Source organism: Klebsiella sp. LTGPAF-6F, from assembly GCF_001753185.1.
GTDB classification, from domain to species: domain Bacteria; phylum Pseudomonadota; class Gammaproteobacteria; order Enterobacterales; family Enterobacteriaceae; genus Klebsiella; species Klebsiella michiganensis.
In genome coordinates, this window is record NZ_CP017450.1 from 2,271,843 (window position 1) to 2,298,821 (window position 26,979).

The 26,979-nt window shown below is 54.4% G+C and carries 20 protein-coding genes and 1 tRNA gene; 11 read left to right on the forward strand and 10 right to left on the reverse strand.

The annotated features are described in order from the left end of the window. Window position 1 precedes the first annotated feature (1 nt). The 6 genes from BJF97_RS10585 (at window position 2) to BJF97_RS10610 (ending at window position 13,134) form a co-directional block, all read left to right on the forward strand. A complete protein-coding gene (locus tag BJF97_RS10585; RefSeq protein ID WP_442910101.1) occupies window positions 2-3,862 on the forward strand; it encodes a VCBS domain-containing protein in 3,861 nt (1,286 codons plus the stop codon). A gap of 167 nt (window positions 3,863-4,029) precedes the next feature. Then, window positions 4,030-5,466 (forward strand): TolC family outer membrane protein, encoded by a 1,437-nt coding sequence (locus tag BJF97_RS10590; protein ID WP_032693356.1) that lies wholly within the window; start codon window positions 4,030-4,032, stop codon window positions 5,464-5,466. Continuing rightward, on the forward strand, window positions 5,463-7,610 hold the full coding sequence (locus BJF97_RS10595) for a type I secretion system permease/ATPase (protein WP_004849540.1): 2,148 nt from the start codon (window positions 5,463-5,465) through the stop codon (window positions 7,608-7,610). The genes BJF97_RS10590 and BJF97_RS10595 overlap by 4 nt, the downstream gene beginning before the upstream one ends. Beyond that, window positions 7,607-8,812, forward strand: a complete 1,206-nt coding sequence (locus BJF97_RS10600) for an HlyD family efflux transporter periplasmic adaptor subunit (RefSeq protein ID WP_014228672.1) — start codon at window positions 7,607-7,609, stop codon at window positions 8,810-8,812. Before BJF97_RS10595 ends, BJF97_RS10600 begins: the two co-directional genes overlap by 4 nt. Before the next feature lie 197 nt (window positions 8,813-9,009). Then, complete coding sequence (locus BJF97_RS10605) at window positions 9,010-12,153, forward strand: glycosyltransferase (protein ID WP_032693357.1); 3,144 nt, start codon at window positions 9,010-9,012, stop codon at window positions 12,151-12,153. Between the two features lie 42 nt (window positions 12,154-12,195). Then, a complete protein-coding gene (locus BJF97_RS10610) occupies window positions 12,196-13,134 on the forward strand; it encodes a peptidase (RefSeq protein ID WP_032693358.1) in 939 nt (312 codons plus the stop codon). A 13-nt stretch (window positions 13,135-13,147) separates the two neighbouring features. Here BJF97_RS10610 and BJF97_RS10615 read toward each other — a convergent pair whose 3' ends face one another. The 3 genes from BJF97_RS10615 to rlmI form a co-directional block, all read right to left on the reverse strand. Next, window positions 13,148-13,849, reverse strand: coding sequence for a helix-turn-helix domain-containing protein (locus tag BJF97_RS10615; protein ID WP_014228675.1), 702 nt, complete (start codon window positions 13,847-13,849; stop codon window positions 13,148-13,150). Window positions 13,850-14,307: 458 nt separating this feature from the next. Beyond that, the gene (hspQ, locus tag BJF97_RS10620; protein WP_009651933.1) at window positions 14,308-14,625 is read right to left on the reverse strand and encodes a heat shock protein HspQ; all 318 of its coding nucleotides are present in this window, start codon (window positions 14,623-14,625) and stop codon (window positions 14,308-14,310) included. 60 nt (window positions 14,626-14,685) lie between these two features. Further along, the gene (gene rlmI / locus BJF97_RS10625) at window positions 14,686-15,888 is read right to left on the reverse strand and encodes a 23S rRNA (cytosine(1962)-C(5))-methyltransferase RlmI (RefSeq protein ID WP_032693359.1); all 1,203 of its coding nucleotides are present in this window, start codon (window positions 15,886-15,888) and stop codon (window positions 14,686-14,688) included. Between the two features lie 191 nt (window positions 15,889-16,079). Between rlmI and BJF97_RS10630 the strand changes: the two genes are divergently transcribed. The 3 genes from BJF97_RS10630 to yccX are packed head-to-tail and all read left to right on the forward strand — an operon-like array spanning window position 16,080 to window position 17,770. Next, window positions 16,080-16,634 (forward strand): YbhB/YbcL family Raf kinase inhibitor-like protein, encoded by a 555-nt coding sequence (locus tag BJF97_RS10630; protein WP_032693360.1) that lies wholly within the window; start codon window positions 16,080-16,082, stop codon window positions 16,632-16,634. 16 nt (window positions 16,635-16,650) lie between these two features. Beyond that, window positions 16,651-17,439 carry a helix-turn-helix transcriptional regulator gene (locus BJF97_RS10635; protein WP_014837988.1) on the forward strand — a complete coding sequence of 263 codons (789 nt, stop codon included), beginning with the start codon at window positions 16,651-16,653 and terminating at the stop codon, window positions 17,437-17,439. A gap of 49 nt (window positions 17,440-17,488) precedes the next feature. Beyond that, window positions 17,489-17,770, forward strand: coding sequence for an acylphosphatase (gene yccX / locus BJF97_RS10640; protein WP_004849561.1), 282 nt, complete (start codon window positions 17,489-17,491; stop codon window positions 17,768-17,770). On the opposite strand, the gene tusE is transcribed toward yccX, so the two are convergent. Further along, entirely contained in the window at window positions 17,767-18,096 is a 330-nt protein-coding gene (gene tusE, locus BJF97_RS10645) for a sulfurtransferase TusE (protein WP_004849563.1), read from the reverse strand. The two genes, yccX and tusE, sit on opposite strands and share 4 nt — an antisense overlap. 88 nt (window positions 18,097-18,184) lie before the next feature. Further along, window positions 18,185-18,844, reverse strand: coding sequence for an FtsH protease modulator YccA (gene yccA / locus BJF97_RS10650; protein ID WP_004100829.1), 660 nt, complete (start codon window positions 18,842-18,844; stop codon window positions 18,185-18,187). Between the two features lie 267 nt (window positions 18,845-19,111). Between yccA and BJF97_RS10655 the strand changes: the two genes are divergently transcribed. Together BJF97_RS10655 and BJF97_RS10660 are read left to right on the forward strand one after the other, a co-directional pair. Next, window positions 19,112-20,740, forward strand: a complete 1,629-nt coding sequence (locus tag BJF97_RS10655; RefSeq protein ID WP_032693362.1) for an ABC transporter substrate-binding protein — start codon at window positions 19,112-19,114, stop codon at window positions 20,738-20,740. A 141-nt stretch (window positions 20,741-20,881) separates the two neighbouring features. Further along, a tRNA-Ser gene (locus BJF97_RS10660) sits at window positions 20,882-20,969 on the forward strand. Between the two features lie 179 nt (window positions 20,970-21,148). On the opposite strand, the gene BJF97_RS10665 is transcribed toward BJF97_RS10660, so the two are convergent. From BJF97_RS10665 to BJF97_RS10685, 5 genes are all read right to left on the reverse strand, one after another. After that, on the reverse strand, window positions 21,149-22,441 hold the full coding sequence (locus BJF97_RS10665) for a haloacid dehalogenase-like hydrolase (protein WP_032693363.1): 1,293 nt from the start codon (window positions 22,439-22,441) through the stop codon (window positions 21,149-21,151). Between the two features lie 439 nt (window positions 22,442-22,880). Next, window positions 22,881-24,293, reverse strand: a complete 1,413-nt coding sequence (locus BJF97_RS10670) for an OprD family outer membrane porin (protein ID WP_032693364.1) — start codon at window positions 24,291-24,293, stop codon at window positions 22,881-22,883. A 50-nt stretch (window positions 24,294-24,343) separates the two neighbouring features. Beyond that, complete coding sequence (locus tag BJF97_RS10675) at window positions 24,344-25,096, reverse strand: SIS domain-containing protein (protein ID WP_223239353.1); 753 nt, start codon at window positions 25,094-25,096, stop codon at window positions 24,344-24,346. A 2-nt stretch (window positions 25,097-25,098) separates the two neighbouring features. Further along, window positions 25,099-26,265: a glycoside hydrolase family 88 protein gene (locus tag BJF97_RS10680; protein WP_014837993.1), complete on the reverse strand. Its 1,167-nt coding sequence runs from the start codon at window positions 26,263-26,265 to the stop codon at window positions 25,099-25,101. A gap of 9 nt (window positions 26,266-26,274) precedes the next feature. Beyond that, window positions 26,275-26,979 carry a sugar isomerase domain-containing protein gene (locus BJF97_RS10685; protein ID WP_032693365.1) on the reverse strand — a complete coding sequence of 235 codons (705 nt, stop codon included), beginning with the start codon at window positions 26,977-26,979 and terminating at the stop codon, window positions 26,275-26,277.

Consider the following 26,979-nt stretch of genomic DNA (forward strand, 5'->3'; position numbering starts at 1 on the left):
AGTGTCTGGAAATATAGGGGCCAATCCAGATTCTGACAGCGACTCGGACTCCGACAGCGACTCGGATTCGGACAGCGACTCGGACTCTGACAGCGACTCCGACTCTGACAGCGATTCGGATTCCGACAGCGATTCGGACTCCGACTCTGACAGTGACTCGGACTCTGACAGTGACTCAGACTCCGACAGCGACTCAGACTCCGACAGCGACTCGGATTCTGACAGTGACTCGGATTCAGACAGCGATTCGGACTCTGACAGCGACTCTGACTCTGACAGTGACTCCGACTCTGACAGCGACTCGGATTCCGACAGCGACTCGGATTCAGACAGCGACTCGGATTCTGACAGCGATTCGGACTCTGACAGCGACTCTGACAGCGATTCGGATTCTGACAGTGACTCCGATTCCGACAGCGATTCTGATTCTGACAGTGACTCCGATTCTGACAGCGACTCGGATTCTGACAGCGACTCGGATTCTGACAGTGACTCGGATTCTGACAGTGACTCGGATTCTGATAGTGATTCCGACTCTGACAGCGATTCGGACTCTGACAGCGACTCGGACTCTGACAGCGACTCTGACTCCGACAGTGATTCGGATTCGGACAGCGATTCGGACTCGGATAGCGATTCGGACTCGGATAGCGATTCGGACTCCGACAGCGACTCGGACTCGGACTCGGATAGTGACTCGGATTCGGACAGCGATTCGGACTCCGACAGTGACTCCGACTCTGACAGCGACTCGGATTCGGACAGCGACTCAGACTCCGACAGCGACTCGGACTCCGACAGCGACTCGGACTCTGACAGCGACTCGGACTCCGACAGCGACTCGGACTCCGACAGCGACTCGGACTCTGACAGCGACTCGGACTCCGACAGCGACTCGGATTCCGACAGCGATATCGAGGCCATCCCCGATAGCAACAGCCCGGACGTTGTCGCGCTGGAAGGTAACCTGAACAACGTCAGCGGTACCAGCGGTCAACTGGTTGGCCTGACGTTACTCAGCACCGTCGATGTCTCGCTGCTGTCGGGCAATAATCTGCGCTTTAGCGTGGGTTCCGGAACCGTTGAGGATATGACGGTATCGGTGAACGGCAACTCGCTGCTGACGGCGAGCGGATTGCTGACCACTATCGTCAACCTGCTGGGAGCAGGAAATACCCTGACGGCCGATCTGTCGGTGGTGAATACGGTCACCGGCGAAGTCGTGGCGATTGCGGAAAACAGCGTCTCTATCTCGGCGAGCCTGCTTGGCGGGCTCTCCTATAACGGCACGGTCTCCTTCGCCAATCTGCCGGCGGGCGACTACACCATGGTTATCTCTGCGCCGGAAAGTAACGGCCCCCTGGTATCGTTGATCAACGCGCTGGCGGCGGCCCAGGTGGCAAGCTTCGTCAACGTGGACGTGACGGATTCGGTTGGCTACAGCGTCGGCGCCATTGAAGGTAACGTGCTGGATACCACCGCCAGCGGCGATATGCAGGATAGCGGTCAGGGCATCTCGGTCACCAGCGCGGTATCGGACTCCGTCGACGGATCGACCCCGGTTAACGTGACCAGCGCTGGCGTCAATATCACCGGGGCTTATGGGGTACTGACGATTCACTCTGATGGCAGCTATAGCTACCAGTTGACCAAAGGCGGGGCCGCTATCGGTCAATCGGATGTCTTTAGCTATACCATTACCGATGAAGCGGGCAATACCTCGACGACTAACCTGACGATTAATATCGGCGGCAACATCGAACCGGCGCAGGCCAATCCGGATGCTCAGGAAACGGATCTGACCGCGACGTTCGATACCCTCAACGGTGAAAGCGGTACCGTTGGCCAACTTGTCGGCGTCTCGTTACTCGGTTCCGTCAACGTTGGCTTACTCAACGGCAATAGTTTTGACTTTGACGTCGCCGCGGGGGCAAACGAAAAAGTGCTGCTCGCTGTCTCTGGGACCACCGGCCTGAGCCTGGGCGCGGCCCTGAGCACATTGCTGAGCCTGCTGGGTGGCGCATCGTCCTTTACGGCGGATCTCTCTATCGTCGATAAGGCGACCGGCGAAGTGGTGCAGGTTCTGACCAACGCCGTCAACATTAATGTTAATGGACTGGGTCTCAGCCTGGGCTATAGCGGCGGCGGCTGGTCCTCAATGTTACCTTCAGGGTCGTACACGGCGGTGGTCTCTTCACCGAATACCGGCGGTCTGTTGGGCGCGCTGCTGGACCTGAACCTGGGCACCTTTGTCAACGTGTCGGTCACCGACTCTGAGGGCTATCACACCGACAGCCTGACGGGGAACGTCCTGCAAAGCGATGGCGACGGCGATGTGGCGGACACCGGGGTAAATATTAAGGTGACGAGCGTCACCGCCACCTCGGTGACCGACGCCGATCCGGTATCGGTCACTAGCAGCGGAACGACGATAGCCGGTGCCTGGGGATCGCTGACCATCCATAGCGACGGTAGCTATACCTATCAGCCGTACGGCGGAGTGAGTAGCGTCGGCCAATCGGAGGTCTTTACCTACACCATAACCGACAGTCTGGGCCACACGGCGAGCACGACGCTGACGATCGATATCGACAGCCCGGCTTCGCTGGCGGTGAATGATGTCGTTGCGCTGAACGTGGCAACGGCGCTGGCAACGGTGAATGTTCCGGCGATTGACACGGCGGGGCTGAACACAAGCGGTAAGTCGACAACGGGCGGAGTATCAGCGAGTAAGTCGATTAGCTTTAGCGTGGGGGCCGATCGCGAAATGGATACCCTCTCGGTGAATGTGAACTACACCGCAAGTGGCTCGGTGGTCAATACCGTCAGGATTGACAGCACGGTCAGCATTTATCACGTACTCAGCGACGGCAGTAAGGTTTTGGTGTGGCAGGGGGCACCGACAGAAAATCTGACCACGATTATCGGCGCAACAGCCAGCGCTACGGATACGCTAACGCTAACGGGTGTGGCATTGAGCGAAGGAAATTACGAGATGGTCCTGGCTTCGAAAGCCACCGCCACTCTGGATTCTTTCTTAACGCCAGCGCCGAATTATACGGTTGGAGCTTCTATCACCGGTACGACGTTCGATACCGCAACGCACTATACGGTGGCAGGAACCAACGTCAGCGGGAATATCCAGAACGGAAACAACTCGGGCGGTACGGAAGATTTCCATGGCGTGCTGTATGCCTCATACACCGTCGCCGGACATACTTCCACTGGCATTGCCGAATCCTGGACCTTCAACAGCAATGGCAGTATCACCACCAGCAACGGTAGCGCAGTAACCGGAAGCAGCGTCACAATTTACGGTGACTATGGCACCCTGACGATGGCGAATAATGGTTCTTATACCTACAGTCTGAAGGCAGGGATGGATGTGTCGACAATCACGCATAAGGAGGTCTTCGCCTACACGGTAAACGACAGCAATGGCGTTTCTTCCGCGGCGACGCTGACCATCGATCTGCATCCGCAGATTACCGGCAGCGTGAACGGCGACGATATCCACAGCACCGCTTATGACGATACCTTCACCCTGGGTATCGGGGCCGACACGGTGGTTTACAACCTGCTGGCCGATGACAATACCGGCGGCAACGGCAGCGATACCTGGAAGGATTTCTCGGTTGCGCAAGGGGATCATATCGATGTGTCGGCGCTGCTGGTTGACTGGGATGGGAACAGCAGCAGTCTGGGCAACTATGTGACCCTGAGCTACGTTGGCAATAACACGGTGGTATCCATCGACCGCGACGGCGGGGCCGGTGACCATCAATCAACAACCTTAATTACGCTGGAAGGGGTGCATATCAATTCGCTCAACGAGCTGCTTGATACAAATAACTCCAACTAATCGGCGTTATAGCGAACGGCACACGGAAGTGCCGTCCAGATTATTTATTGCGGAGGAATGAATCGGGCAGCGATCCGGGAGATAGCAGACCGTTATTTAATAAAAATAATGATGCGGAAATTATTATATCCGTTTTTTCAGTGCGTGAATTCTGAAGGGTAAATTTGATGCGTCTATTTAAACAAAAAAGGAATGTCATAACCTGCGGCTATACCGCTCTCTTTATTGCTTTGAATCCGCCGTTTTCAGGTCATGCGGAAAATTCATACTTGATGCCGAATGATATTAGCAGCCAGCGTTTAACCGATAGCCAACAGGTCGCGGGGTACAATGAAGAGATTATTAATAGCCAGACCCGAATATCCGGCCCGCTGGATATTAAAAAAGCGGTAAAAAATGCGGTCAACTGGCATCCGGCGATTACCCAGGAGGTCAGCAAACTCCAGGAAATGGCGCAGAAAGTTGACATGGCGAAAGCCAAATATTACCCGCAAATTAGTGCGGGTATGAATAATGGTTATAGTAATACTTATTCTGATGCCGGATATACGCCATCGCTGGTCGTCTCGGTATCGCAAATGCTTTACGACTTCGGCAAAGTGTCCAGTTCGGTCAGAGCCGCCGACTCCGGCGTGGCCCAGCAGCAGGCCACCGTCATGCTGAATATCGACCAGGTCGCTCACGACACCGCCGCGGCGGTAGTGCAGGTGCAGGGCTATCAAAAGCTGGTCGACATCGCTAAAGCGCAGGTCGATTCGCTTAAACAGATTGGCGATCTTATTCGCCAGCGCAACGATGCGGGGGCGTCATCGTTATCGGACGTTGTGCAGACCGATACCCGCGTGGAGGGCGCGCAATCTACGCTCCTGCAATATCAGGCGGCCCTTCAGCGCTGGAAAGCCACGCTCGCGACCTATATCGGCATCGGCGGCATTGCCACGGTGACGGATGACCTTCCGCAGGGGATGGACGCCGCCTGCGCGGTATCCAAAATCGATTACCGCTCTGTTCCGGCGGTATTAGCGGCGCTGGCCCAGGCCGGCCAGGCTCAGGCTCAGCTGGATAACGCCAACGCGCAAATGCTGCCGACGATTTCCCTTGAGCCGGAAGTCACCCATTACCTCAACGATAACTATGCCAACAGCGCGGTACTGAATAAAACGCAATACTCCGCCTGGGTGAAAGTGCAAATGCCCATCTATCAGGGCGGTGCGATGACCGCCTCACGCGACGCCGCCCAGCAAAGTCTGGCGGCGGCGAATGCGGCGATAAAAACCGCCCAGCTGGACGCCAGCCAGAAGCTGAACGCCTCTCGCGATGAAGCGGTTAATCTTGCCCAGTCGCTGGGGATTCAGAAACGTCAGCAGCAGCTGGGTGAGCAAACCCGGGCGCTGTATCAGGATCAGTATCTTCAGCTCGGCTCGCGGCCGCTGCTGGATCTGCTCAACGTCGATCAGGAAATTTACCAGGCCAGATTTAGCCAGGTCCTGACGGAATCACAACTGCGTTCGCTGGAGCTGGACTGCCTGTTCAGCACCGGCAAGATGCGCTCGGTGTTCGCGCTGGAAAAACAAAATATCCAGGGCGTGGAGATCCGCCCATGACCTCACAAAACGAACGCGCCGGGATACCGCATTTGCTCGATTGGTCTAATGCGATTGCTTTTATTGCCAACCACTATCGACAAAGCTTTTCTCCCGGCACGCTGCATGCCGCCGCCGAGTGGGCGACGCAGAAAACCCTGCCGGAGGCGCTCCGGCACCTGGCGCGCCACGCCGGGCTAAACTGCCAGTTTTTATCTCCGGGCGATGAGAAAATGTCGGCCTGGCGGCTACCGCTGGTCGTCCAGCTGCGCGACGGGCAAGTCGCCGTGCTCGAAAGCTTTGACGTTAATAACGCCGTCGGGGTGCGGTTTGTGAAGGAGCTCGCGCTGCTCAGCTACTGCCCGCTGGAAACCCTGCTGCCGGAAATTGAAAAGACCATTGCGTTTCGCCCGTCAGCGCCGGAAAGGGATATTCGCACCGAGAGCTACCTGGCCCGCTTTCAGCCGGACTGGCTGCGTAAAATTGTGCTGAAAGATATTCGCCCCTACCTGCACGTGATGCTGGCGTCTTTTGCCATAAACGTTCTTGCGCTGAGCGGTATTCTGTTTTCGATGCAGGTTTACGATCGGGTGATCCCGGCGCAGTCTTATCCCACTCTGTATGTCCTGTTCAGCGGCGTATTGCTGGCGGCGGTATTTGCTTTTGTGCTGAAAATTATGCGCGGGCACGTCACGGATCTGCTCGGCAAACGCGGGGATATTCGCGTTTCTGACCGGGTCTTCGGCCACGCGCTGCGCCTGAAAAACAGCGCGGTACCGCGCTCGACGGGGAGCTTTATTTCGCAAATCCGCGAGCTGGAGCAGGTGCGCGAAATGATGACCTCAACGATGATGACCATCGTAGCGGATTTACCGTTCTTTTTGCTGTTTCAGGTGGTGCTGTTTATCGTCTCGCCGTGGCTAAGCTGGATTGCGCCGGTGGCGACGATTCTGATGATCCTGCCCGGCCTGCTGCTGCAGCGCAAGCTCGCGGCGCTGGCCAATAAAAACCAGCATGAAAATACCTTGCGTAACGCCATTCTGGTGGAAAGCATTCAGGGGTTGCAGGACATCAAAATGATGCAGGCGGAAAGCCGCTTTTTGCATCAGTGGAATAGCTATATTGCCATTACCGCCGAGTCGGGGGTCAAAACGCGCAGGCTCACCCACGGCCTGGTCAGCTGGGGAATGTCGGTGCAAAACCTGCTCTATGCCACGGTGGTGGTGGTCGGCGCGCCGCTGGTGATTAATGGCGACATCACCACCGGGGCGATGGTGGCGGCATCAATGCTCTCGACCCGCATGGTGGCGCCGATGACCGCGCTGTGCGGCGTACTCGCTCGCTGGCAGCAGGTGAAAACGGCGAAGGCCAGCCTCGATAACCTGATGGCGCTGCCGGTCGAAGGGGGGCAGGACGAAACCCGGGTTCACCGCGCCGTGCTGCACGGCAACTACGAGTTCCGGCAGGCGGAATTCCGCTACGGCCTTAACGATGCCGCGATCCCGCTGCGTATCAACCAGTTATCCATAAAAGCCGGCGAGAGAATCGCCATCCTTGGGCGAATCGGCGCCGGTAAATCGACCCTGCTGCAGGCGATGATGGGCAACGTCGAGCTGGTTTCGGGCGAGCTGCGGCTGGATGATTTAAGCCTGCCGCAGATCGACCTCGCGGATATTCGCCGCAACGCCACCTTGCTGACCCAGGAGGCGCGGCTGTTCCACGGCACCCTGCGCGAGAACCTGATCCTCGGGCGACCGGCGGCGACGGATGATGAAATCTTCTCGGTGCTTACCCTGTGCGGCGCGCTGGAGTTTGTGCGCAAACTGCCCCTCGGTCTTGAACACGTCATTATGGAAGGCGGGCTGGGGCTTTCAGGCGGCCAGCGGCAGTCGCTGCTGCTGGCCAGGACGCTGCTGCGCGATCCGAACATTATCCTGCTCGATGAACCGACCTCGTTTTTCGACGAGCGAACGGAAAAGGCCTTTGTGGAACAGCTGGCGCAGTGGGCCGGCGAGCGAACGATGATCATCGCCACGCATAAAGCTGCGGTGCTTAATATCGTCGATCGGATCCTGGTTATCCAGGACGGGCAGCTGGCGCTGGATAAACCCAAAGCAACGGTTTTTGAGCAAGAGAAAGCCCGCGGGCAGGTGGTGAACATATGAGTAAAATCCCCCTGATGGCCGATCACGACCCGGTGGCGCTGCTGCCGGATAGCGAAGAAGACGAGGCGAAAATTGTTAAATCGCGGCGGCTGATTCTCCTGCTGGCCGTTATGCTGCTGGTGGGCGGCATCTGGGCATGGTTCGCGGTACTGGACGAAGTCTCAACCGGTACCGGAAAAGTGATCCCCAGTTCGCGGGAGCAGGTGATACAAACCCTCGACGGCGGTATTTTAACCGAGCTGAACGTACGGGAAGGCAGCAAGGTACAAGCCGGACAGGTTGTGGCGCGCCTCGATCCCACCCGCAGCGAATCTAACGTCGGCGAAAGCCAGGCGAAATATCGCGCCTCGCTGGCGGCGAGCATTCGCTTAACCGCCGAGGTGAACAATCAGCCGCTGGCGTTTCCCGACTCCCTGAAAGCCTGGCCCGCGCTGCTGGCGGAGGAGACGCGTCTTTACCATAGCCGCAAAGAGCAGCTGAGCAAATCGACGCGCCAGCTGGACGAGTCGTTAAAACTGGTGAATAGCGAACTGGCCATCACCGAAAGGCTGGCGAAAACCGGGGCGGCGAGCAATGTCGAAGTGCTGCGTCTTCGCCAGCAGGTCGCGGATATTAGTTTTAAAAAAATCGATCTCAATACCCGCTATTTTGTTGACGCGCGTGAACAGCTGTCAAAAGCCAATGCTGACGTGGCCAGTCTGGCGGAAGTGATAAAGGGGCGCGCCGATTCGGTCACGCGCTTAACCGTTCGTTCGCCGGTGCAGGGGATCGTTAAAAATATTAAGGTCAATACGATTGGTGGGGTTATTGCGCCCAACGGCGAGCTGATGGAAATTGTTCCGGTCGATGGCCGGTTATTAATCGAAGCGCGGATTTCACCTCGTGATATCGCTTTTATTCATCCTGACCAGCAGGCGCTGGTGAAAATTACCGCCTATGATTATGCCATCTATGGCGCGCTGAACGGCGTGGTGGAAACCATATCGCCGGATACCACTCAGGATGAAGCTAAACCGGATGTTTACTACTATCGGGTGTTTATTCGCACTGACTATGATTACCTGGAAAATAAAAGCGGCAAGCGTTTTTTAATTGGCCCGGGAATGATTGCCACCGTTGATATTAAGACCGGCGAAAAAACGGTCATGGATTATCTGGTCAAACCGTTTAATCGGGCAAAAGAAGCCTTAAGGGAACGTTAATCAACGGGCGAGCTTCTTATCGGCTACGGGTCATCGCCGTTTGCGGTCCGCTAGCCCGGATAAGGCGCGTTGAGCGCCGCCTCCGGGGAGTGTGCCGGGCCGAGCCATCGGCGCAATATCTAAAATGGGTTTGTTTGCAGTCTCTGATAATAATTTTTAAACATTCAACGCATTCTTGAATAAACGGAGAGGGGAAGATGGCGCTAAGTGATTTACTGCAACAAGCCTGCTTTCAGGCGAAAAAATTAAAATCCACCGTATTGCCCTCTGACTATCCGGCATGGGTAATCTTCTTTAGCGTCAGCGATGGCCAATCACGCGCGCATATGCATATTTCTCGCGGTACCAGCTTCGATCTCGCGTGGCTGGCGGGGGCCAGGGCGCTGCAGGAGTGGCGTAAAAAACAGGACAGCGAACCGCAGTGGCTGCGGGTTGACGTCGTGGACAGCGTGGAAAAGCTCAGCTGGCAATCCCTCAATGAAAAATTCATGGTCACCAAGCGTAACTATTTTCGCTTTGGCCTCGCGTTTGACCCGCAGTTTAATTGCGCAATGCTCGAGCAGGAAATTGCCGGCAACGCGCTGCTCTACGATGGCGATAACGGCGTCGTGGCGCCGAATAGCGTCAATCTGGAAAACTACGCCCGGCGGCGGTTTAAACAGACGCTTAGCTGGCCGCAGGATCCGCAGCAGCCGCTCTGGCGCTTTAAAACTCAGGGGATCTTCTGCGATCGTTTTGGGACAAAAGTGATGGAACAGAGCGGGCGAGGTTCCGGCTATCGCGTTATCGGGGAAAACTGGCAGGACGAGTGCCTCGCCGAGGTGATTAAAAAAGGCACCGATTATCTGGCCCGTCAGGTAAAGCAAGACGGCCTCTACCATTACGGCTGGTTTCCCTGTTTCGACCGCCCGGTCCGATCCTATAACGCGCTGCGCCACGCCAGCTCCACCTATTCGCTGATTGAGGGCTGGGAAGCGACCCGTCAGCCGTCGGTTCGTCAGGCGATAGACCGCGCGATTGCGTACCTGGTTAACACGCTGATTGAAGTACGGACGCTGGACGATGGACGCGAGGCGGCGTTTCTCTGCGACGTGGGCGATGAGATCAAGCTCGGCGGTAACGCGGTAAGTATCCTGGCGCTGGTGAAATACACCGAAACGACCGGAGACCGGCAATATCTGCCGCTGATGGCGCAGCTGGCGACCGGCATCGCCTTTATGCAGGATCCGCTCAGCGGCCAGTTTGTTCACGTATTGAATAGCCACGATCTGTCGCTGAAAGCCAAATTCCGCATCATTTATTACGATGGCGAAGCGGCTTTTGCTCTTATGCGCCTGTACAGCCTGACCAAAGCGCCGCAGTGGCTGGAGATGGTGGAAAAAGCCTTCGCCTATTTCATTAAAAATAAGCACTGGCAGCACCATGACCACTGGCTGAGCTACTGCGTTAATGAGTTAACCCGCTTTCGCCCGGAAGAGAAGTACTTTCGCTTTGGCCTGAACAACGTGCGCGATCATCTTGATTTTGTGCTGCATCGCGTCACCACCTATCCCACGCTGCTGGAATTAATGATGGCGGCGTCGGAGATGGTGACCCGTCTGGACGCCTCGCCCGAGCATCGCCATCTGCTGGCGGATTTTGACCAGCAGAAGTTCTGGCAGGCGCTGGAAGTTCGGGCGCGCTATTTGCTGAACGGCTTCTTCTGGCCTGAGCTGGCGATGTTTTTTAAAAATCCCGCACGGATCGTCAACAGCTTCTTTATTCGCCACCACAGCTACCGCGTGCGTATCGATGACGTCGAGCACTACCTTTCCGGCTTTATCGCCTATCAGAAATACCATTTAGCGGCAAAAAAGCCGCTGCTCCCGCAGGACGACGCGCCGCCGTCGAATAACGCGATCCCCGTTTTTCTGCTGGAGACGCTGCGCGACGTCGGCAACGGTATTGAGGTGGCGGCCATGCGGCGGGCGAAGCTCTTTACCGAACATTTGCGCACCGTGCCCTGGATAGTTACCGCGACGTGGAATCCCGAATTGTCCAGAGCGGTGCGGGCGCTGAAAGCGCGCGGCGCGCTGCCCGAAGAGGTGCCGGTTTATAACCTCTATGAGTGGCTCAGCGATTGCTTTGAGATGAACGCGATCGCTGCGCTGGCGCCGCTGGTGGGCAATATCGAGCTCAGGCATGCCGTCAATCCCGGCGCGGATGTCGCGGTGGGTAAACATAACTTCCTGCTGCGTCCGCAGGGGAGAATCATCGAAGACTATATTGATAGCGCCGGCAATATTCTGCTGCGCAAAAGCTTTGACGAGAAAAAGGGCAACGTGCAGCTAAGCCATCTTGAAATTGCCCTGGCGGGCGGTGAAGTCAAACGCTTTGCTCAGGAAGAGGCGTTTTATGCGTGGATGCTGGAAACCCGGCTGGCGGAAAAAGGGCGCTGGCATTTTATCGTCGATAAAAATAAAACGTGGAAAAGCTTCGTCTGCTCGCGGCCCGCACAGCGCATGGCGTGTACGCTGAGCGCGATTATTCACTCCCATCATCAGCTGTCTAACGGCGCGCTGAAAAGCTCCTACCGGCATATCCTCGAACAGCCGGAGCTTGTCGATCGGCTGATTGTCCTCACCGATGAGCAGTGGCAGGACCTGCAGCTGGAGGGTTTCCCGGCCGCGCGGATGGCGGTGATCCCCAATCATCTCGATAACGGCAATATTCCGGCGAACCCGCAGAAAGCGCCGTCGCAGACGGTCATTTATCTGGCACGCTACTCGGAAGAGAAGCAGCATGCCTTGCTGCTGAACGCCTTTCGTAAAGTGCTGACGGCGATCCCCGATGCGCAGCTGCACACCTACGGGGTCGGGCCGCTGCGGCGCAGCTTAAGCGCGCGGGTGGCGGAGTGGGGGCTGGAGAAGGCGATCCATATCAACGGTTTCACCTCCGACATCGCGCAGGCGCATAAAACGGCCTGCTGCACGGTACTTTGTTCGACTCAGGAGGGGCAGTCTCTCTCCGCCGTGGAGGCGATGGCCTACGGTACGCCGCTGATTAGCTTTGCCATTAAGTACGGTCCGCGCGACATCTTGCAGGACAGGGAGGCGGGGATTCTGGTGCCCTGCGGCGATGAGGAGGCCCTGGCGGCGGCGCTGATCGCCGTTATCTCCGACAAGTCGCTGCAGCAAAGTATGCAGCAGGCCGCGCAACGCAACGCCCAGCGCTACTACGGCAGCGCTATCGCCGGACGCTGGGCGGCATGGCTGCAGACAAGCGAGCGTCAGTTGGATGCCGGCGCGGAGCGCGGAAACGGGCTGGAAAAAAAGCGTCCTCGGGCGGTTAACGTTGGCTAACCGTCAGCGCCTTTTTTATTCCCGCGGCCCTCAGGCGTGGCGATGAGACGAGTCATCGCGCTCCTGCTGGCATCCTGCTGCTGTTCGCCGCTGCTGGCGCGCGATGTGGTGCAGGTTTCCCGCTGCGTTCCCGGCTCTTTGCTTCATGCGCATCGCCTGGAAAAAGCGCACGTCGTGGATGACTTTCATATTTACTACAGCCTGCAGGGTAGGGACGCCCTGCAATATCCGCAGGATAGTACCGGCGACGGCGTGCCGGATGTCGTGAAAGACATTGCGAGCCAGCTCCAGGCTGCGAAATATCTCTACACCTCGCTGCTGGGCCTGCGCTCGCCGCTGCAGCAGAAAATTTATCGCCAGGCCCGACAGATCAACATCTACCTGCTGACGCTCCCCAAAGGTCACGGCCTGGCCTTCGATCGGGTGGCGGCAGAAACCATGGGTGACGGAACGGCGCTGCCCTGCGGCTTAAAAATTGTCCTTAACGCCGCGCTGCGGCCGGCGCGCAACATTACGCCAGCGCATGAATTATTCCATTTGTATCAATACGGCTACGGGGTTTTTAAACAGAAATGGTACCTGGAAGGTATGGCGCGCTGGATGGAAAATGCCTTCAGACCCGCGCAGGAAAGAGTCGTGCCTTCACCCGGGGAGGTTACCTGCGAGAGCAACGTTTCTCGCGGCTATAGCGCGGCCACCTTTTGGGCCAGCTATGCGCAGCAGGCGTTTGCCGCCACGCTAGTGCCGGATAACGCGCTGGCGTATCGCTATGTCGACGGCAGCCCGGTGTTTCAAACCCGGACGGTGCCCGGCGGCGCGATGCTGGCGCCTTTTTTTCAGCAGCTTGCGCTCAGCAGCCGGCGCATTTCTGGTGAAATGAAGCTGCCCAATATCCGCTGGAGTGAACAGCAGCAGCGCGACGGGCGGTACAGTCACCTGATTTGCCAGGCGTTAGCCGCGACGGCGCAGAATAAAAAATAAGCGGTATGCATACTCATTCTGCTGGCTGCGCGGGCCCGGATTTTGAATAAAGCCTGTTCATCTTTTCCGGCAGATCAATAATATCCGTCAGGATGCCGCGCGATAAATGGATATAGCCGTCACTCTTCAGCTTCGATAATACCCGCATGATGCCGCTGCGGGACAAAAAAGAGTGGTCCATAATATAATTCACGGCAGTGATGTTGTTTTTAATTACATTTGGTTCATCAATAAGTTCGAGAAGATGGCTACGTATAATTTCGTATGCGGAGAGTTGTGATATCGTCATGCAATGAGCATAGACTTTGGCCGAACTATAATCCTGCAGCATCGCCAGCGATTGCCAGAGATGATATTTGACGACCTGCTCATGAAAAAAACGTTGTGGAATCAAAAGTAAGCGCGATGTTTCTTTCGTTTTAACATACAGATGGCGGGTATATGCCAGCTGGCAGCTGGCGCCAAAAATAAACGGTGCGCTTTCAGCATTAAGGATCATCCCATCGCTTATGCGGTTTAACGCCACGCTCCCGTCGAATAAAATGAGGCACTGTCTTTCACCATTCCGCGTCAGGCTGATGTTGCGTTTTTTGCTAATGGTGCAGGGCGTATGCTCTTTAGCGATTATCTCAATCAATTTTTCAATATGATCGGTGGGTTTCACGACTTTGCTTAAAATTTCATCGCGGAGCAGCGAGTGATTATTCCTCTTCATTGTTACCCTTTTAAAACAATGAGTTGAAAATATTATTGAATGGATGTTGTACGCGTCTAATAATCAATAATATGCTTTCTGTTGGCAACTTATCGAACATTGCCAGGATTATTTTCCTGCTATAAATTACGATTTGTAATCTAAAACCTGTAATTCATATTAGTCAATATAAATTGATTTTTTTTATTGTTTTTTTAAGCCAGGTAGATCTTTTTTTGCGGCTGGTCTTTTTGCGCAAAAAGTCACGTTATTGCGCTTGAGGAATTTCTCGCTTCGTTTTTGATTTTTTAACGCGATGATAAGCGGAGTGAGTCAGGTAGGTATATGTGTTTATTAAATAAAAAAGCGCGGCGTTTATTTTTTATCCTATTTGCCGCATGCGCGGCGGCAAGGAGGAGATGAAAATAGCCAACGGGGTTTTAAACCTGGCGGTATCCAGGCGTAAAACCCACAAATGACTAGTTGCGCAATCGAGGGGCCTGCAGCTGCTGGCGAATGGTTCTGGCCAGTTCGTCCAGCGACGGCTGTTCAGGATGTTCGTCGCTGGGCTCGCTGCTCAGCTGCGCTTCTGCGAGATAAGTGTGAATCGGCTGGCCATCATCGTCTTCCATCACCACATGATACCAGGGCGCAAGGCGCAGTTCGTCGTTAGCGGCGATTTCATCCTCTTCCGGCTCCGTGAGCGAGTACTCGGGATCGACATCGACGATCACGCCCAGGTAGCCCAAAAGCGTGTGGCGAACTTGTTGGCCGATACCGAATTTGCTGGCTATCATAAGCACCTCCTGGGAGACATGATTACCTGCTATATGCGGGCCGATTCTCCACTTTTCAAGTTACATGATGCGGCAAGCAAACCCTTTCAGATACAGCCCTTCGGGGTAGGTTGCTATCACCGGGTGGTCGGCAGCCTGGCGGAACTGTTCTATAAATTGTACATCACGTCCGGCATCCAGGGCGGCATCGGCAATGATTTTCTGAAATAAATCGGTGGTCATCAGGCCGGAGCAGGAGAAGGTCAGCAGGACGCCGCCGGGATTCAGGAGCTGAATCGCCAGCATGTTGATGTCCTTATAGCCGCGGCAGGCGCCCATCAGCTGGCTTTTGTTTTCAACAAACTTCGGTGGATCCATCACAATCACGTCAAACTTTTCGCCGGCGTCGCGATATTTCCGCAGCAGCTTGAAGACGTCGTCGCGGATGAACTCCGCTTTAGACAGATCCAGCTTGTTCAGCTCAACGTTCTGCTTTGCGACGTCCAGCGCCTCCTGCGAGGTGTCAACGCTGACAACCTGACGGCAGCCGCCCATCAGCGCGGAGATGGCAAAACCGCCGGTATAGGAGAAGCAGTTCAGCACGCGCTTATCGGCGACGTATCGACGGGTCGCTAGGCGGCTGTCGCGCTGGTCAAGGTAATAGCCGGTTTTGTGACCGCCCTGAATGTCTACCAGCAGCTGCATACCGTGCTCGGTAATCGGCAGCAGGGCAGGCGGCAGTTCGCCGACAACCGGCCCCTGCGCCAGCTCCAGCCCCTCTTTTTTACGCACCGCGACGTCGCTACGATCGTAGATAGCGCAGTTCGGAAACAGGGTTTGCAGCGCGCTGACAATCGATGCCCGCTGGTATTCGGCACCGGCGCTCAGCAGCTGCAGTACAAAAAAGTCGCCAAAACGATCGATGGTCACGCCCGGCAGGCCGTCGGACTCACCGGCTATCAGGCGATAGCTATCGAGCCCGTCGCGGGCCGCCAGCCACTCGCGCCAGGTTTGCGCCTGCTGCAGGCGACGTTCGAAAAAGGTGTTATCAATGGCTTCATTGCGATCGAAGCTCCAGACGCGGGCGCGGATCTGTGAAGACGGCGAATAGGCGCCGCGGGCCAGCCATTTTCCCTGAGAATCAACGATATCGATGGTCTCACCTGAACGGGCTTTACCTTCCATCCGGGCGACGGCGCCGGAGAAGATCCAAGGATGGCGACGCAGCAGGGATTTCTCGCGTCCTTTGGTTAACACTAAGCGGGGGAAAATGGAGTCTGTCATGGGGCTACCTTTAAGCAACGGGAATGTCGGCACCGAAAAAATGGCGCGTAGGTTAGCACAAGTGGCTGAGGCAAGCACCATTCCACCGGTATCGACAAGTGAGCGTTTCGGCACAAAACGCAGGCGCTTTGGCACAATAAAAAACATGCCGGGATCTTACAGTATTTCCTCACCTTACGGAGGAAAATACGATGAAAACAGGATTGAAGGTCGCAGCCGCGATGATGGTTATAATGAGCGGGACGGTGATTGCCGCGCCGTTTAGCGTCAGCAGCGCGGATATGCGCGACGGCCAGACGCTGGCGCAGACGCACTGGTTTGGCGGTTTTGGCTGCACCGGCGGCAATATTTCACCGCAGATCGCCTGGAAAAATGCTCCGGCGGGTACCCGCAGTTTCGCGGTGACCGCTTACGATCCGGATGCGCCGACCGGGAGCGGATGGTGGCACTGGACGGTGGTGAATATTGCCCAACAGGTGACTGGCTTAGCCGCTGGCGCCGGAGACAAAAATAACGCTAAACTGCCCGCCGGGGCGATACAGGGGCGCAATGACTTTGGCTATGCGGGTTTTGGCGGCGCGTGTCCGCCCGCCGGAGATAAACCGCATCGCTACCGCTTTACGGTATGGGCGCTTGATACCCCGACGTTGCCCATTGATGGCGAGGCCAGCGGGGCGTTAGTCGGATTTATGTTATACAGCCACGCTATCGCCAGCGCGCAGTTAACGGCGCTGGCCGGAAGATAATAAAAAGGGCGGCATGATGCGGAACATCCATTTTCACCATAACGCGTTAACGGCGGCGGAAATCACTACCCGTCGTTTATGCAAACTGCACCGCGTCACGCTGTTCTCGCCCGCGATCTGCCGGGTAAACCGCGGCAGTAAGGTCATTGTGCAGGGTGCCAGCGAGATGCTGGCAACGCCGCAGCAGCTGATTATTTTGCCCGCCGAGGTTGAGCTCGAGGTGATTAATCAGCCGGAAAACGGGCTTTTTTGCTCCGACCTGCTCTCTCTCACGCCGGAACTGCTGGCGGATTTTAAGCACCGCTATATGAGCGAGCCGCAGACCGGTCGTCTGACGTCGCTTTGCGCGCCGCTGGCGCCGGAAATGTCGTTTATGTGGCAAAGCGTCCTGCGGGCGGTACGGGAGGGGCTCAGCGCCGAGCTGCAGCACCATCAGGCGATGGGATTGCTGCTGGCGCTGTATCAGGCTGGCTACGCCGGGCCGCTGCTCAACGAGCGGCGCGAGGACATAACCGGTCAGGTCAGGCAAATTATTATGCTGTCGCCTGCTGAAGCGTGGAGCGTGGCGAAAGTGGCTAAAATGCTCTTTCTTGGCGAATCGACGCTGCGCCGTCGTTTGCAGCAGGAGTCCCGGAGCTTCCGCCAGATCGTGGAAGAGGTCCGTATGGCCTACGCGCTGGGGCAATTACAGTCGACGTCGCGACCCATTGGCGACATCGCGCAAAGCAGCGGCTACCTGTCAGGCTCGCGCTTTAGCGCCCGTTTTCGTCAGCACTATGGATTATTACCTAAGCATGTACGCTGACGGAATTTGCTATCCTCTGTATTGAGTCATTGGCCGAAAAGGGGGGAACATGGCAACGGTTTGCACGATGGCGTGGGTATACGGCTCCGTTCAGGGCGTCGGGTTTCGCTATTCGACCCAGCGCGAGGCGCTGCAGCTGGGATTAACGGGATACGCGCGCAATCTCGACGACGGCGGCGTGGAGGTTCTGGCCTGCGGAGAACCGGACCAGGTGGAGAAACTTATTGCCTGGCTGAAGGCCGGTGGGCCGCGCAGCGCGCGGGTGGACAGGGTTCTGACCGAGCCCCATCAGCCCACCAGAGAGTGGCAGAAATTCGCCATTTTGTATTAGATGCATTTAACCGGTTTAGGCAGTCCGGCGATTTTTGTCGCCTGCTTAGCCGGGCCTTTCGGGAACAGGCGGTAGAGGTAGCGGCTGTTGCCTTTCTCTTCGCCAAACTTGTTCGCCATGGCCTTCACCAGCATACGAATCGCCGGTGAGGTGTTAAATTCCAGATAAAAGTCGCGCACAAAGCGCACCACTTCCCAATGCTCAACGGACAGGCTGATGCCCTCCTGCTCAGCGATAACGGCCGCCATCGCTTCGTTCCACAGGGTTGTGTCCTTCAGATAGCCTTCGCTATCGGTCTCTATTTCATTGCCTTCAAAGATAAACATGATTCTTCACATACCGCTGAAAATGGCGGCAGTGTAGCAAAAAATAAGGCCCCGCATAAGCGGGGCCTGAGTACAGACGGGGAGAGGATTAGTCTCTGCTGGCGAAGCCAAGGATGCTCAGCAGGCTGACGAAGATGTTGTACAGCGAGACGTACAGGCTAACGGTCGCGCGGATGTAGTTGGTTTCACCGCCGCGGATGATGTTGCTGGTCTCAAACAGAATGGCGCCTGAAGAGATCAGGATAAACACCGCGCTAATCGCCAGATGCAGAGCCGGCAGCTGCAGGAAAATGTTGGCAACCATACCGATAAGCACGACCACCACGCCCGCCATCAGCATTCCGCCGAGGAAGGACATATCTTTACGGGTGGTCAGCACGTAGGCCGAGCAGCAGAAGAACACCAGCGCGGTACCGCCCAGCGCCAGGCCAATCAGATCGCCCATACCCGCAGACAGGTAGGCGTTAAGCATTGGCCCCAGGATGTAGCCCAGAAAACCGGTAAAGGCGAACGCGGAAATGATACCCGTTGGCTTATTCGCGGTTTTATAGGTCAGGAACATCAGGCCGTACATACCGACCAGCGTCAGAATCAGACCCGGAGAAGGCAGCATCAGCACCGTGCTGGCCGTCGCCGTAATAGCGGAAAATGCCAGCGTCAGGCTAAGCAGGAAATAGGTGTTCCGCAGAACTTTGTGCGTGCTAAGTAGCGATGAACGGTCTCGCGACGATGTAATTATACGATCCATGAGTCACTCTCTTATGACAGATGTAATTAATAACGAAGCATAAAAAAAACAGGGCCTAAGCCCTAATGCTTTTACCCATCTTTACTCAAAGTCAGCGGGCTGAATGCAGCACATTATTCCAGGAAAATCGGGATAAGTGGCATTTTTATTTGTTCGCCTTCCGGAGTCAGATCGAAATCTGATAACTCACTGAAAAATATTGCGTTATAGCCATTCTGCGACTAACTCTGGAGAGGGTACTCACGAAGCGTAACAAAGGCAAGGGATATGAAAACACAAAAATATAATCACATCACACGCGTACTGGTGGCCGTCGGTCTGTTCTCCATGGTCATCCCGGCGCTGGCCGCTCAGGTACCGCCGGGAACGGCGTTGGCCGAAAAGCAAGAACTGGTCAGAAATAACGGCAGCGAACCGTCGTCGCTGGATCCGCATAAAGTGGAAAGCGACGTTGAAAACAACATTATCAGCGATCTTTTTGAAGGGCTGGTCAGCGTATCGCCAGCAGGAGAGATTGAGCCCCGGCTGGCGGAGAAGTGGGAGAATAAGGACAACACCGTCTGGACGTTCCACCTGCGTCCCGGTGTGACCTGGTCCGACGGTACGGCGATCACGGCGCAGGATATTGTCTGGAGCTGGCAGCGTCTGGTGTCGCCGCTAACGGCGTCGCCTTACGCGAGCTATCCCGGCAATATGCATATCGTCAACGGGGCGGAGATCGCGCAGGGGCAAAAAGCGCCCGAGACGCTGGGCGTCAAAGCGATAGATGATGTCACCCTTGAGGTCACCTTAACTCAGCCGAATGCGGCGTTTTTGGCGATGCTGGCGCACCCATCTTTGGTTCCGCTCGATAAAGTGCTGATATCGCGCTACGGCGACAAATGGACCAAACCGGAGCATATCGTAACCAGCGGGCCCTATAAGCTGTCGCAGTGGGTGGTGAATGAGCGCATTGTGGCCGAGCGCAATCCTCGCTACTGGGATAACGCGCATACGGTCATCAATAAGGTGACGTACCTGCCGATAAGCTCTGAAACCGCCGACGTCAACCGCTATAAGGCGGGAGAGATCGATATTGTGTATACGGTACCGATTAATCAGTTTGCCCAGCTCAAAAAAACCATGGGCGATCAGCTGGATGTTTCGCCGCAGTTGGCCACCTATTATTACGAATTCAACACCACCCGGCCGCCGTTTAACGACCCGCGCGTACGGCGGGCGCTGAATATGGCCCTCGATAAAGACATTATCGCGGAGAAGGTGCTGGGGCAGGGGCAGCGTCCGGCCTGGCTTATCAGCCAGCCTGACATCGGCGGGGTGAAGCTGCACAATCCCGAGTACGCCAGCTGGCCGCGCGAGAAGCGTATCGCCGAGGCGAAAAAGCTATTGAGCGAAGCCGGGTATAATGAGACCCATCCGCTGGTCTTTAATCTGCTCTATAACACGTCCGAATCTCACCAGCGAATTGCCATCGCCGCCAGCTCAATGTGGAAAAAGAATCTTGGCGTTGAGGCAAAGCTGCAAAACCAGGAGTGGAAGACCATGCTCGACGCCATGCATACGCATAATTTTGACGCCGTGCGCTACGCGTGGATAGCCGACTATGACGACGCCGCGACGTTTCTCAATAACTTCCGCACCGGCGACAGTGAAAATACCAGCCAGTACAGCAACCCGGCCTACGATGAGGCGCTGCGCAATGCGGCAAAAGCCTCTGACACGACGGCACGGGGAAAGTTCTACCAGCAGGCGGAGGATCTGTTAGGTCAGGATGTCCCGGCCATTCCGGTCTATCACTACGTGCGCACCCATCTGGTCAAGCCATGGGTAGGGGGATTTACGTCGGATAAGCTGGGGTATTACTACACCAAAGATATGTACATCAAAAAACATTAACGCGAAGAGGGCGGCTTGCGCTGAAAATCTGCGCAAACTGCCTGAATTTCAGACGAATAACGCGTTTTTGTTTAATTTTAAGGCAGTTGAATAAATTGGTGCTTTACAGCCTGAACAGAGGTGTTTATAGTGCGCCTCATTGGAAGCGTGGCCGAGCGGTTGAAGGCACCGGTCTTGAAAACCGGCGACCCGAAAGGGTTCTAGAGTTCGAATCTCTACGCTTCCGCCAAATTCTAAATAAAATCAATAGCTTGAAGAATGGTTTTGATTTTATGGTGCATAAAGTGATGTAAAAAAAGCCCGTTTATACGGGCTTTTTTACATCTAAAGTCCGTCATTTGCTCAATAAATATCCTTTCACTAGCAATGCCCCCTTTTCAGGTAAGAGGCATTGCTGTAAGTCGATACCTATGGCAAAGATACTTTGTTATTCGTGCCCATCAGTATGCTACTTTGTGATGGTAAAAATTCCCCTTTATTTTCATCTCTTCCTTGTAATAATATTTTTGCATCATCTTTATTATAGTCACGAACGGCTTTAGCTGATAGCTCACCGATAATGGTGTCAGATGAGCGTAGCCGGTTAATAATAAGAACACAGTTTGTGTCATTAAAGTCGGACATCATGTTTTGATCTCCTTCGCTATCGCCAGCAACTAATATTGGTCCTGTATTTTTGTAATGCTGTTGTATAAATTTCTTTATAGTTTCGGTTTTACCTTTACCTTGCGTCTGGGGATAGTATGGATCGAGGCTGTGAGTCAATCTACCTTCTTTATCATATAAGGGATGCATTGCATAGACATGAGACTCAGGAACAGAAAAACCATATTTTCCTGTAGTAACGATGCTTTTTATCACATCTAAAGCTGAAGCGGAAATGACATAAACATCAACACCTGCCTGCTGTAGGTTTTTATATAATGTCTGCATTTCTGGGATCAGCCTGAATCCGTTTTTCCATGTTACTGATACGATACCAGCTCGGCCTGCCATATCAGCCGGGCTTACCCATGTCACCTTTCCGATAGGCTGGTTATTTTGCCACTCAATAGTATCGTGCACTAAATCAGCTACTTCTTTTTTGGACATGCCAGAAAAAAGATACGTCACCCATGGATAAGATACCTCATGGTCGAATGACCCACCTATTGCATCATATAAATATCTCATTTTCACTATAAAATTCATATAATTGGAATTTTTTTTAATTTCATCAAGCGTTTTATTACCCGCAAATCCGCTGTAATTATTGTATAGCCATGTGTAGCTATCAATAATGTCTTGACCAATGAGGTTTATATTAACCGGTTGATGATTTTTATTATTATAATCCGAGTTAAAGTTTGAAGGCGGTATATCTTTGTAAATTATCTCTTTCAATATCTCAGGTTTCATCGAAAATTTAAGGTTTTCTAGTTGATAGATAAGCGTTGCCTCTTCGATATCCAGAAAAGCTGTTGTATTGTCAAAATCAAAAACAGCATATAAAGAATGCGCAGGCTTCTGCTTTGCTTCTTGAATGAGTCTGTCAATTTTTCTTGAGTTGAACTCGTCCCAATTGCCGATAACTATTTGCTTTTGTTGGGGAATCGCAGCTTCTAAATTTTGTGACACTTGATTTGTGTTACTGGCACTGGCCGTTGTTCCATATACTCCAAAAAATACGGATAGTAGTGCATATATTATTGTCATTTTCATGATTAATTCCTTTTTTAGGGTGCATTACCATCTGTAGCAAAAAGTAAAAGCTAGCTATATCAAAAATTGGCACCCCGATCATGAATGTGATGGTTATCATATTTTATGAATATATGAAAATGGTGAGGGAGTAAGCCAGAATTATCTACAGAGAAATGTTTAGTATGCCAAGGTAGCAGGCCCAAAACAGTTAGAACTATCTCCACGTGTTATTTTAATGTCACTTATCTATCTACGGCTAGTCCTGATGGTTCTTTTGCTTTCTTCGGCATCGTGCAAGCCTGTCATACAAACCCCGAGCTATTTAATCGCTCGGGGTTTTTTCTTTTGCGCCGCTATTCAGTATGCCATTCGGTTGAGTAACCCGCTCTGGCCGTTTGAAGCTGACAGGTGCGGTTCCCTTCGCAAAGTCCCCCTCATGCGCAGTTGAGGGGGGGGCTCAGAAGATATTGATGCTGTAGCCGACGATAAACTTCACGTCGTTACGATCGGTTTTATAGTTGCTGTCTGTCGCCCGGAAGAGCGCCGGGAGCAGGGTAAAGGAGAGGCCTTTCGCCATGCCGTCCGCCACCAGATAGCGAGCGGAAAGATCGAACGACACCATGTTCCCGTCGTACTTTCTCGCCGAACCGGTTTTACTGACATCGCTAACCACGTGCCAGCCGTAGGTTCCGGCACCGCCCAGGGTTAACTCCGGTAGATTAAGATCGGCGAAGTTATAACTCACGCCAAAACGAACCGCGCGGGCGCCGGAAACGTTAAAGTCTTCCAGCTGCGACAGCGTCGGCTGATAATCACGCTTATCGGAGTTCGCCCACGGGGTTAAGCGGAAGTTGTAATCTCCGGTGTTCGGGGCGTAGTTCTGACTATAGCCAAGGGACCACACGGTGTTGTCGTGGCTCAGGTTAAAACCAACCCCCACATAATATTCCGTTGCAGGATCTTTAATTTTCGACAGATCTTCAATGTAGCGCGCACCCTGGTAGAAGAGCTTACTCTGCAGGGAGACATCCTTTGTCAACGTATCGTGACGCTCTACCTGTGCCTGCCAGTTGCGACGGTAACCTTTACCTTCGCCATAGCCCACGTCAAGCACGGTACTGCCAAAGTTATAGACTGCGCCCACCGTGTGAATGTAATTGATGATTGCACCGGCTTTAATGGTTTTGCCGTTGTCATCGAGTCCGGCGGCGTTGTTCTGGTGCCAGGCCGTGGTCATCGGTTTAAAATCACGGCTCCAGTCGTTCTTGAAGCGGTCGGCCCAGGCGTAGGTCAGCCTCAGTTTGTCGAGGGTCAGGGCACTGTCAAACCCGCGAAAAGCGTGAGGGTTGAGGCCCCAGCTGCTTTTTACGGTACCGGAGTTAATGGGGGTATAGCCCGCGGCCAGCTTGAAGTTGGTGCCTGCATCGCCAAGGTTGAGCTTGAGTGCGGCAACCGACACGCTCATGTAGGACTTCTCGCACGGGCTGAACTTGCCCGGCTCGCCGCAATCGTAGTCGTAGTAAAGGATTTCCGACTGACCGACGGTATGCCCGAGCTTAATGTTGGCGTTGCCCCAGAAATCAAAGCCAATAACGTCCTGGTAATAGCCTGAAATATAGCTAATCGCCACGTTACCGGTCTGGTTCTGGATCCCGGCTGGACCCAGTCCGTATTTACCGGTCGCGGGGTCTTTTACAGCACGATGACGAATATATAGTGAGGTATTGAGATTTAATTTTCCTTCATCATAAAACGCTTTCTCAAACTGAGAAGGCGCTTCATAATCCGTTTCTTCTTCCGCAAAGGCATCTGCGGCAATAAAAAGAAACAGCGGTGTGCACAGAGAAACTCTGAGTCTATGACTTGTCATTATTATATACCTTATAAAACCATGTATTATAGGGCGAGGGGATGTACTGCTTATTTAAAACTCGTGTTATTTATGAGCTCCGGGATTTGCGCACCATATTTTTCGAGGAGATATTCATTATGTTGTGCGGAATTCGCAATGTTACCGCTCAAAAATACCGGCAGAGATTTATTTTCACTCCCCAGGTTCGCTATGATTTCCGCGAACAGGGTGTGCATAATAAACAGCCCGGTCATTGAGGAAACCGGCGCGAACGGCGTTGCATGCTCCGTAAGGGAAAGCACCGCATCACCGATTGGCACCTGGTTATCAATGGCGACATCCACGCAGTCCCGCAGCTTAAGGCCGGCCTTGTGCTTCGACGGCTGGGTCTTGGCATACAGAAAGCTGGTCAGCGCCAGGGTAAATGCCCCGTGCTGTTTTGCCCAGAGTGCTGCATCGACCGGAGCGGGGTTAATCCCGGAAGTTGAGATAACAATCAGCGCATCTTTACTGGTGATCGAGAATTTCGCCAGATGCTCAGCAATATAGTCATTCTGTTTTTCATAATATGATGAGGCCGCCGCCCCCTGATGTAACATTAATGGTTCGATAAATATTGGCCGAACCGGGGCGATACCTCCGGCACGATAAAATACATCTTCAGCGAAAATATGTGAGTGGCCACAGCCGAAAATATAAATTACACCTCCCTGGTTAATGATTTTTGCCAGTTCCACGGCGGTGGAAGTGATTTTATGGCTTTGCTGTTGAGTAATGTCGTTAAGTTTTTTCTGGACGATATCTAAATAGCTCTGAATCATTGTCATAACCAGTATCCTGACCATTGTGGTTGGTAGACTCGGTATAACGCTTCCATATAGAAGTAATCTCCCCAGAGATTACATTCATCGATGCCTTTACCGAGGGCATAGGCGTAAACACCGTGTTTAAGTAAGCCTTCGCAGACATCATCATCGCGGGCAGACGCGCCGCGCATTAATGCCAGCAGACATTGACGCGCCAGTTTCTGGTAACCGGCATCCGGAAAGTGCTTATGCGCTTCCAGCAGGCCGCAGATCGCAATCGCCAGCGCGGAGCTGTCTTTCGGGGCGTCCGGATCTGCAGCCAGCAGCAGATCCCAGGCGGGAACGCCGTCCTCCGGCAGGTAGCGGAAGAAATACTCGCAGGCCTGCTGCCACCGTTCGTAGTGGTCGGTTTCGCCGGTGGCCGACCAGTGAAGCGGGATGCCGAGAATGGCCCACGCCTGGCCGCGGGCCCAGCAGGAGTTATCGCTGTAGCCCTGAAAGGTTTTCCCGTGCGAAGGCGCACCGCTTGTCTGGTCAAAATAGAAGGTATGGAAAGTGGAGCCGTCTTCGCGAAAAATGTTGTTGATGACCGCCGCATAGTGGCGTTCAGCCACTTCCCGATAACGTGATTCACCGCTGATCTTTGCCGCCACGTGGAGCAGGGGAAGGTTAATCAATGAATCGATAATAAGCCGGTACTCCTGCGGGTCGTTAAGCGTCCCCCAGGCCTGGATAAAACCGGCGCTGTGGTGAAAACGGTTTACGAGCAGATCGGCCGCCGCCAGAATAAGCGGGGTTAGCGCTTCGCGCTCCGTCAGTTTCCAGTACGCGACTGCCGACAGGCTATAAAGGAAGCCGATATCGTGGTGATCGAGGACGTGGTGCGCCGCCAGGCGGGCTTTAAAACTCGCCACGTTGCGTTCAACGCCGTCCAGGTAGGCGCGATCGCCGCTGAACTCCCAGGCCATTGCCTGCATCCCGGTCCAGAATCCGTTGGTCCAGTCGTTATTCTCTTTCAGAACGTAGCGATTATGGATCGTGCAGGCTGAGGGGAATTTCTCGCCGTACAGACCCATGTTACGCGCGATACGCCGCGCGCACGCCGTCAGCTCATCCCGACAGGCGTCGGGCGTGAGGGCAGGAAAGGGCAGCGGTGTGAGGCGATTCGACAGACTCTCTTTCATGATTTTTCCCTACAGCGTGAATACGCGCTCTTTGTACTGACTCATCAGCATGTCGTTGTATTCTTTACCGCCGGGCAGATTGATGCTGCGCATCACCGGCGGCGCGATACCTTGTTCCAGCAGCATCTCGATGCAGCGGATCACCACGTTATTGATGATGAAGGCCGCAGACAGCGAGGACACCGGACCGGTCATGATGTTGCCGTTATTCATACTTAGCGTGCAGTCACCGGACGGGCAGCCGTTATCGAGAATGACATCGGCATAGTCGCGAATGCTCTCGCTCGTTGGCGTCGACTCACCGGCGTAGCGGGTGATAACCACCAGCTTCAGCCCCCTCTCTTTGACCTTGCGTGCCAGCTCAACGTGCAGCGGTTTAGTGCCGGAGTTGGAGATAATCACAAAGCAGTCTGACTCGCGCAGATCGAGCAGCCCGGAGAAGATGTCGCCAATCCCTTTCAGCGAATCAAACCAGCCGGTTGGCCCATAGAACTGGTCAATGGCTTTGGTATTGACCAGGCCGCCCGCACGACCGGCCAGCTCAACCGCGGCGGCAAACGAGTGGCCGGAGCCAAAGCCGTGAATAATGCCGTTGGCTTTGACGCACTCGGCAAACAGCGCCGCCGCCTGCTCAACTTCAGCGCTCTGAGTAAGAAACACCTGATTCAGCGTCGCTAAAACATGCTGATAATACTGCTGCTGATGTGGTGACAT

Bases quoted from the DNA above. Each gene is read 5' to 3' on its own strand.
- tusE (WP_004849563.1), bottom strand. From the start codon at position 18,096: ATGTTTATCTTTGAAGGCAATGAAATAGAGACCGATAGCGAAGGCTAT.
- BJF97_RS10605 (WP_032693357.1), top strand. From the start codon at position 9,010: ATGGCGCTAAGTGATTTACTGCAACAAGCCTGCTTTCAGGCGAAAAAA.
- rlmI (WP_032693359.1), bottom strand. From the start codon at position 15,888: ATGACAGACTCCATTTTCCCCCGCTTAGTGTTAACCAAAGGACGCGAG.
- BJF97_RS10600 (WP_014228672.1), top strand. From the start codon at position 7,607: ATGAGTAAAATCCCCCTGATGGCCGATCACGACCCGGTGGCGCTGCTG.
- BJF97_RS10680 (WP_014837993.1), bottom strand. From the start codon at position 26,265: ATGAAAGAGAGTCTGTCGAATCGCCTCACACCGCTGCCCTTTCCTGCC.
- BJF97_RS10670 (WP_032693364.1), bottom strand. From the start codon at position 24,293: ATGACAAGTCATAGACTCAGAGTTTCTCTGTGCACACCGCTGTTTCTT.
- BJF97_RS10630 (WP_032693360.1), top strand. From the start codon at position 16,080: ATGAAAACAGGATTGAAGGTCGCAGCCGCGATGATGGTTATAATGAGC.
- BJF97_RS10685 (WP_032693365.1), bottom strand. From the start codon at position 26,979: ATGTCACCACATCAGCAGCAGTATTATCAGCATGTTTTAGCGACGCTG.
- BJF97_RS10590 (WP_032693356.1), top strand. From the start codon at position 4,030: ATGCGTCTATTTAAACAAAAAAGGAATGTCATAACCTGCGGCTATACC.
- yccA (WP_004100829.1), bottom strand. From the start codon at position 18,844: ATGGATCGTATAATTACATCGTCGCGAGACCGTTCATCGCTACTTAGC.
- hspQ (WP_009651933.1), bottom strand. From the start codon at position 14,625: ATGATAGCCAGCAAATTCGGTATCGGCCAACAAGTTCGCCACACGCTT.
- BJF97_RS10610 (WP_032693358.1), top strand. From the start codon at position 12,196: ATGAGACGAGTCATCGCGCTCCTGCTGGCATCCTGCTGCTGTTCGCCG.
- BJF97_RS10615 (WP_014228675.1), bottom strand. From the start codon at position 13,849: ATGAAGAGGAATAATCACTCGCTGCTCCGCGATGAAATTTTAAGCAAA.
- yccX (WP_004849561.1), top strand. From the start codon at position 17,489: ATGGCAACGGTTTGCACGATGGCGTGGGTATACGGCTCCGTTCAGGGC.
- BJF97_RS10655 (WP_032693362.1), top strand. From the start codon at position 19,112: ATGAAAACACAAAAATATAATCACATCACACGCGTACTGGTGGCCGTC.
- BJF97_RS10675 (WP_223239353.1), bottom strand. From the start codon at position 25,096: ATGATTCAGAGCTATTTAGATATCGTCCAGAAAAAACTTAACGACATT.
- BJF97_RS10635 (WP_014837988.1), top strand. From the start codon at position 16,651: ATGCGGAACATCCATTTTCACCATAACGCGTTAACGGCGGCGGAAATC.
- BJF97_RS10595 (WP_004849540.1), top strand. From the start codon at position 5,463: ATGACCTCACAAAACGAACGCGCCGGGATACCGCATTTGCTCGATTGG.
- BJF97_RS10665 (WP_032693363.1), bottom strand. From the start codon at position 22,441: ATGAAAATGACAATAATATATGCACTACTATCCGTATTTTTTGGAGTA.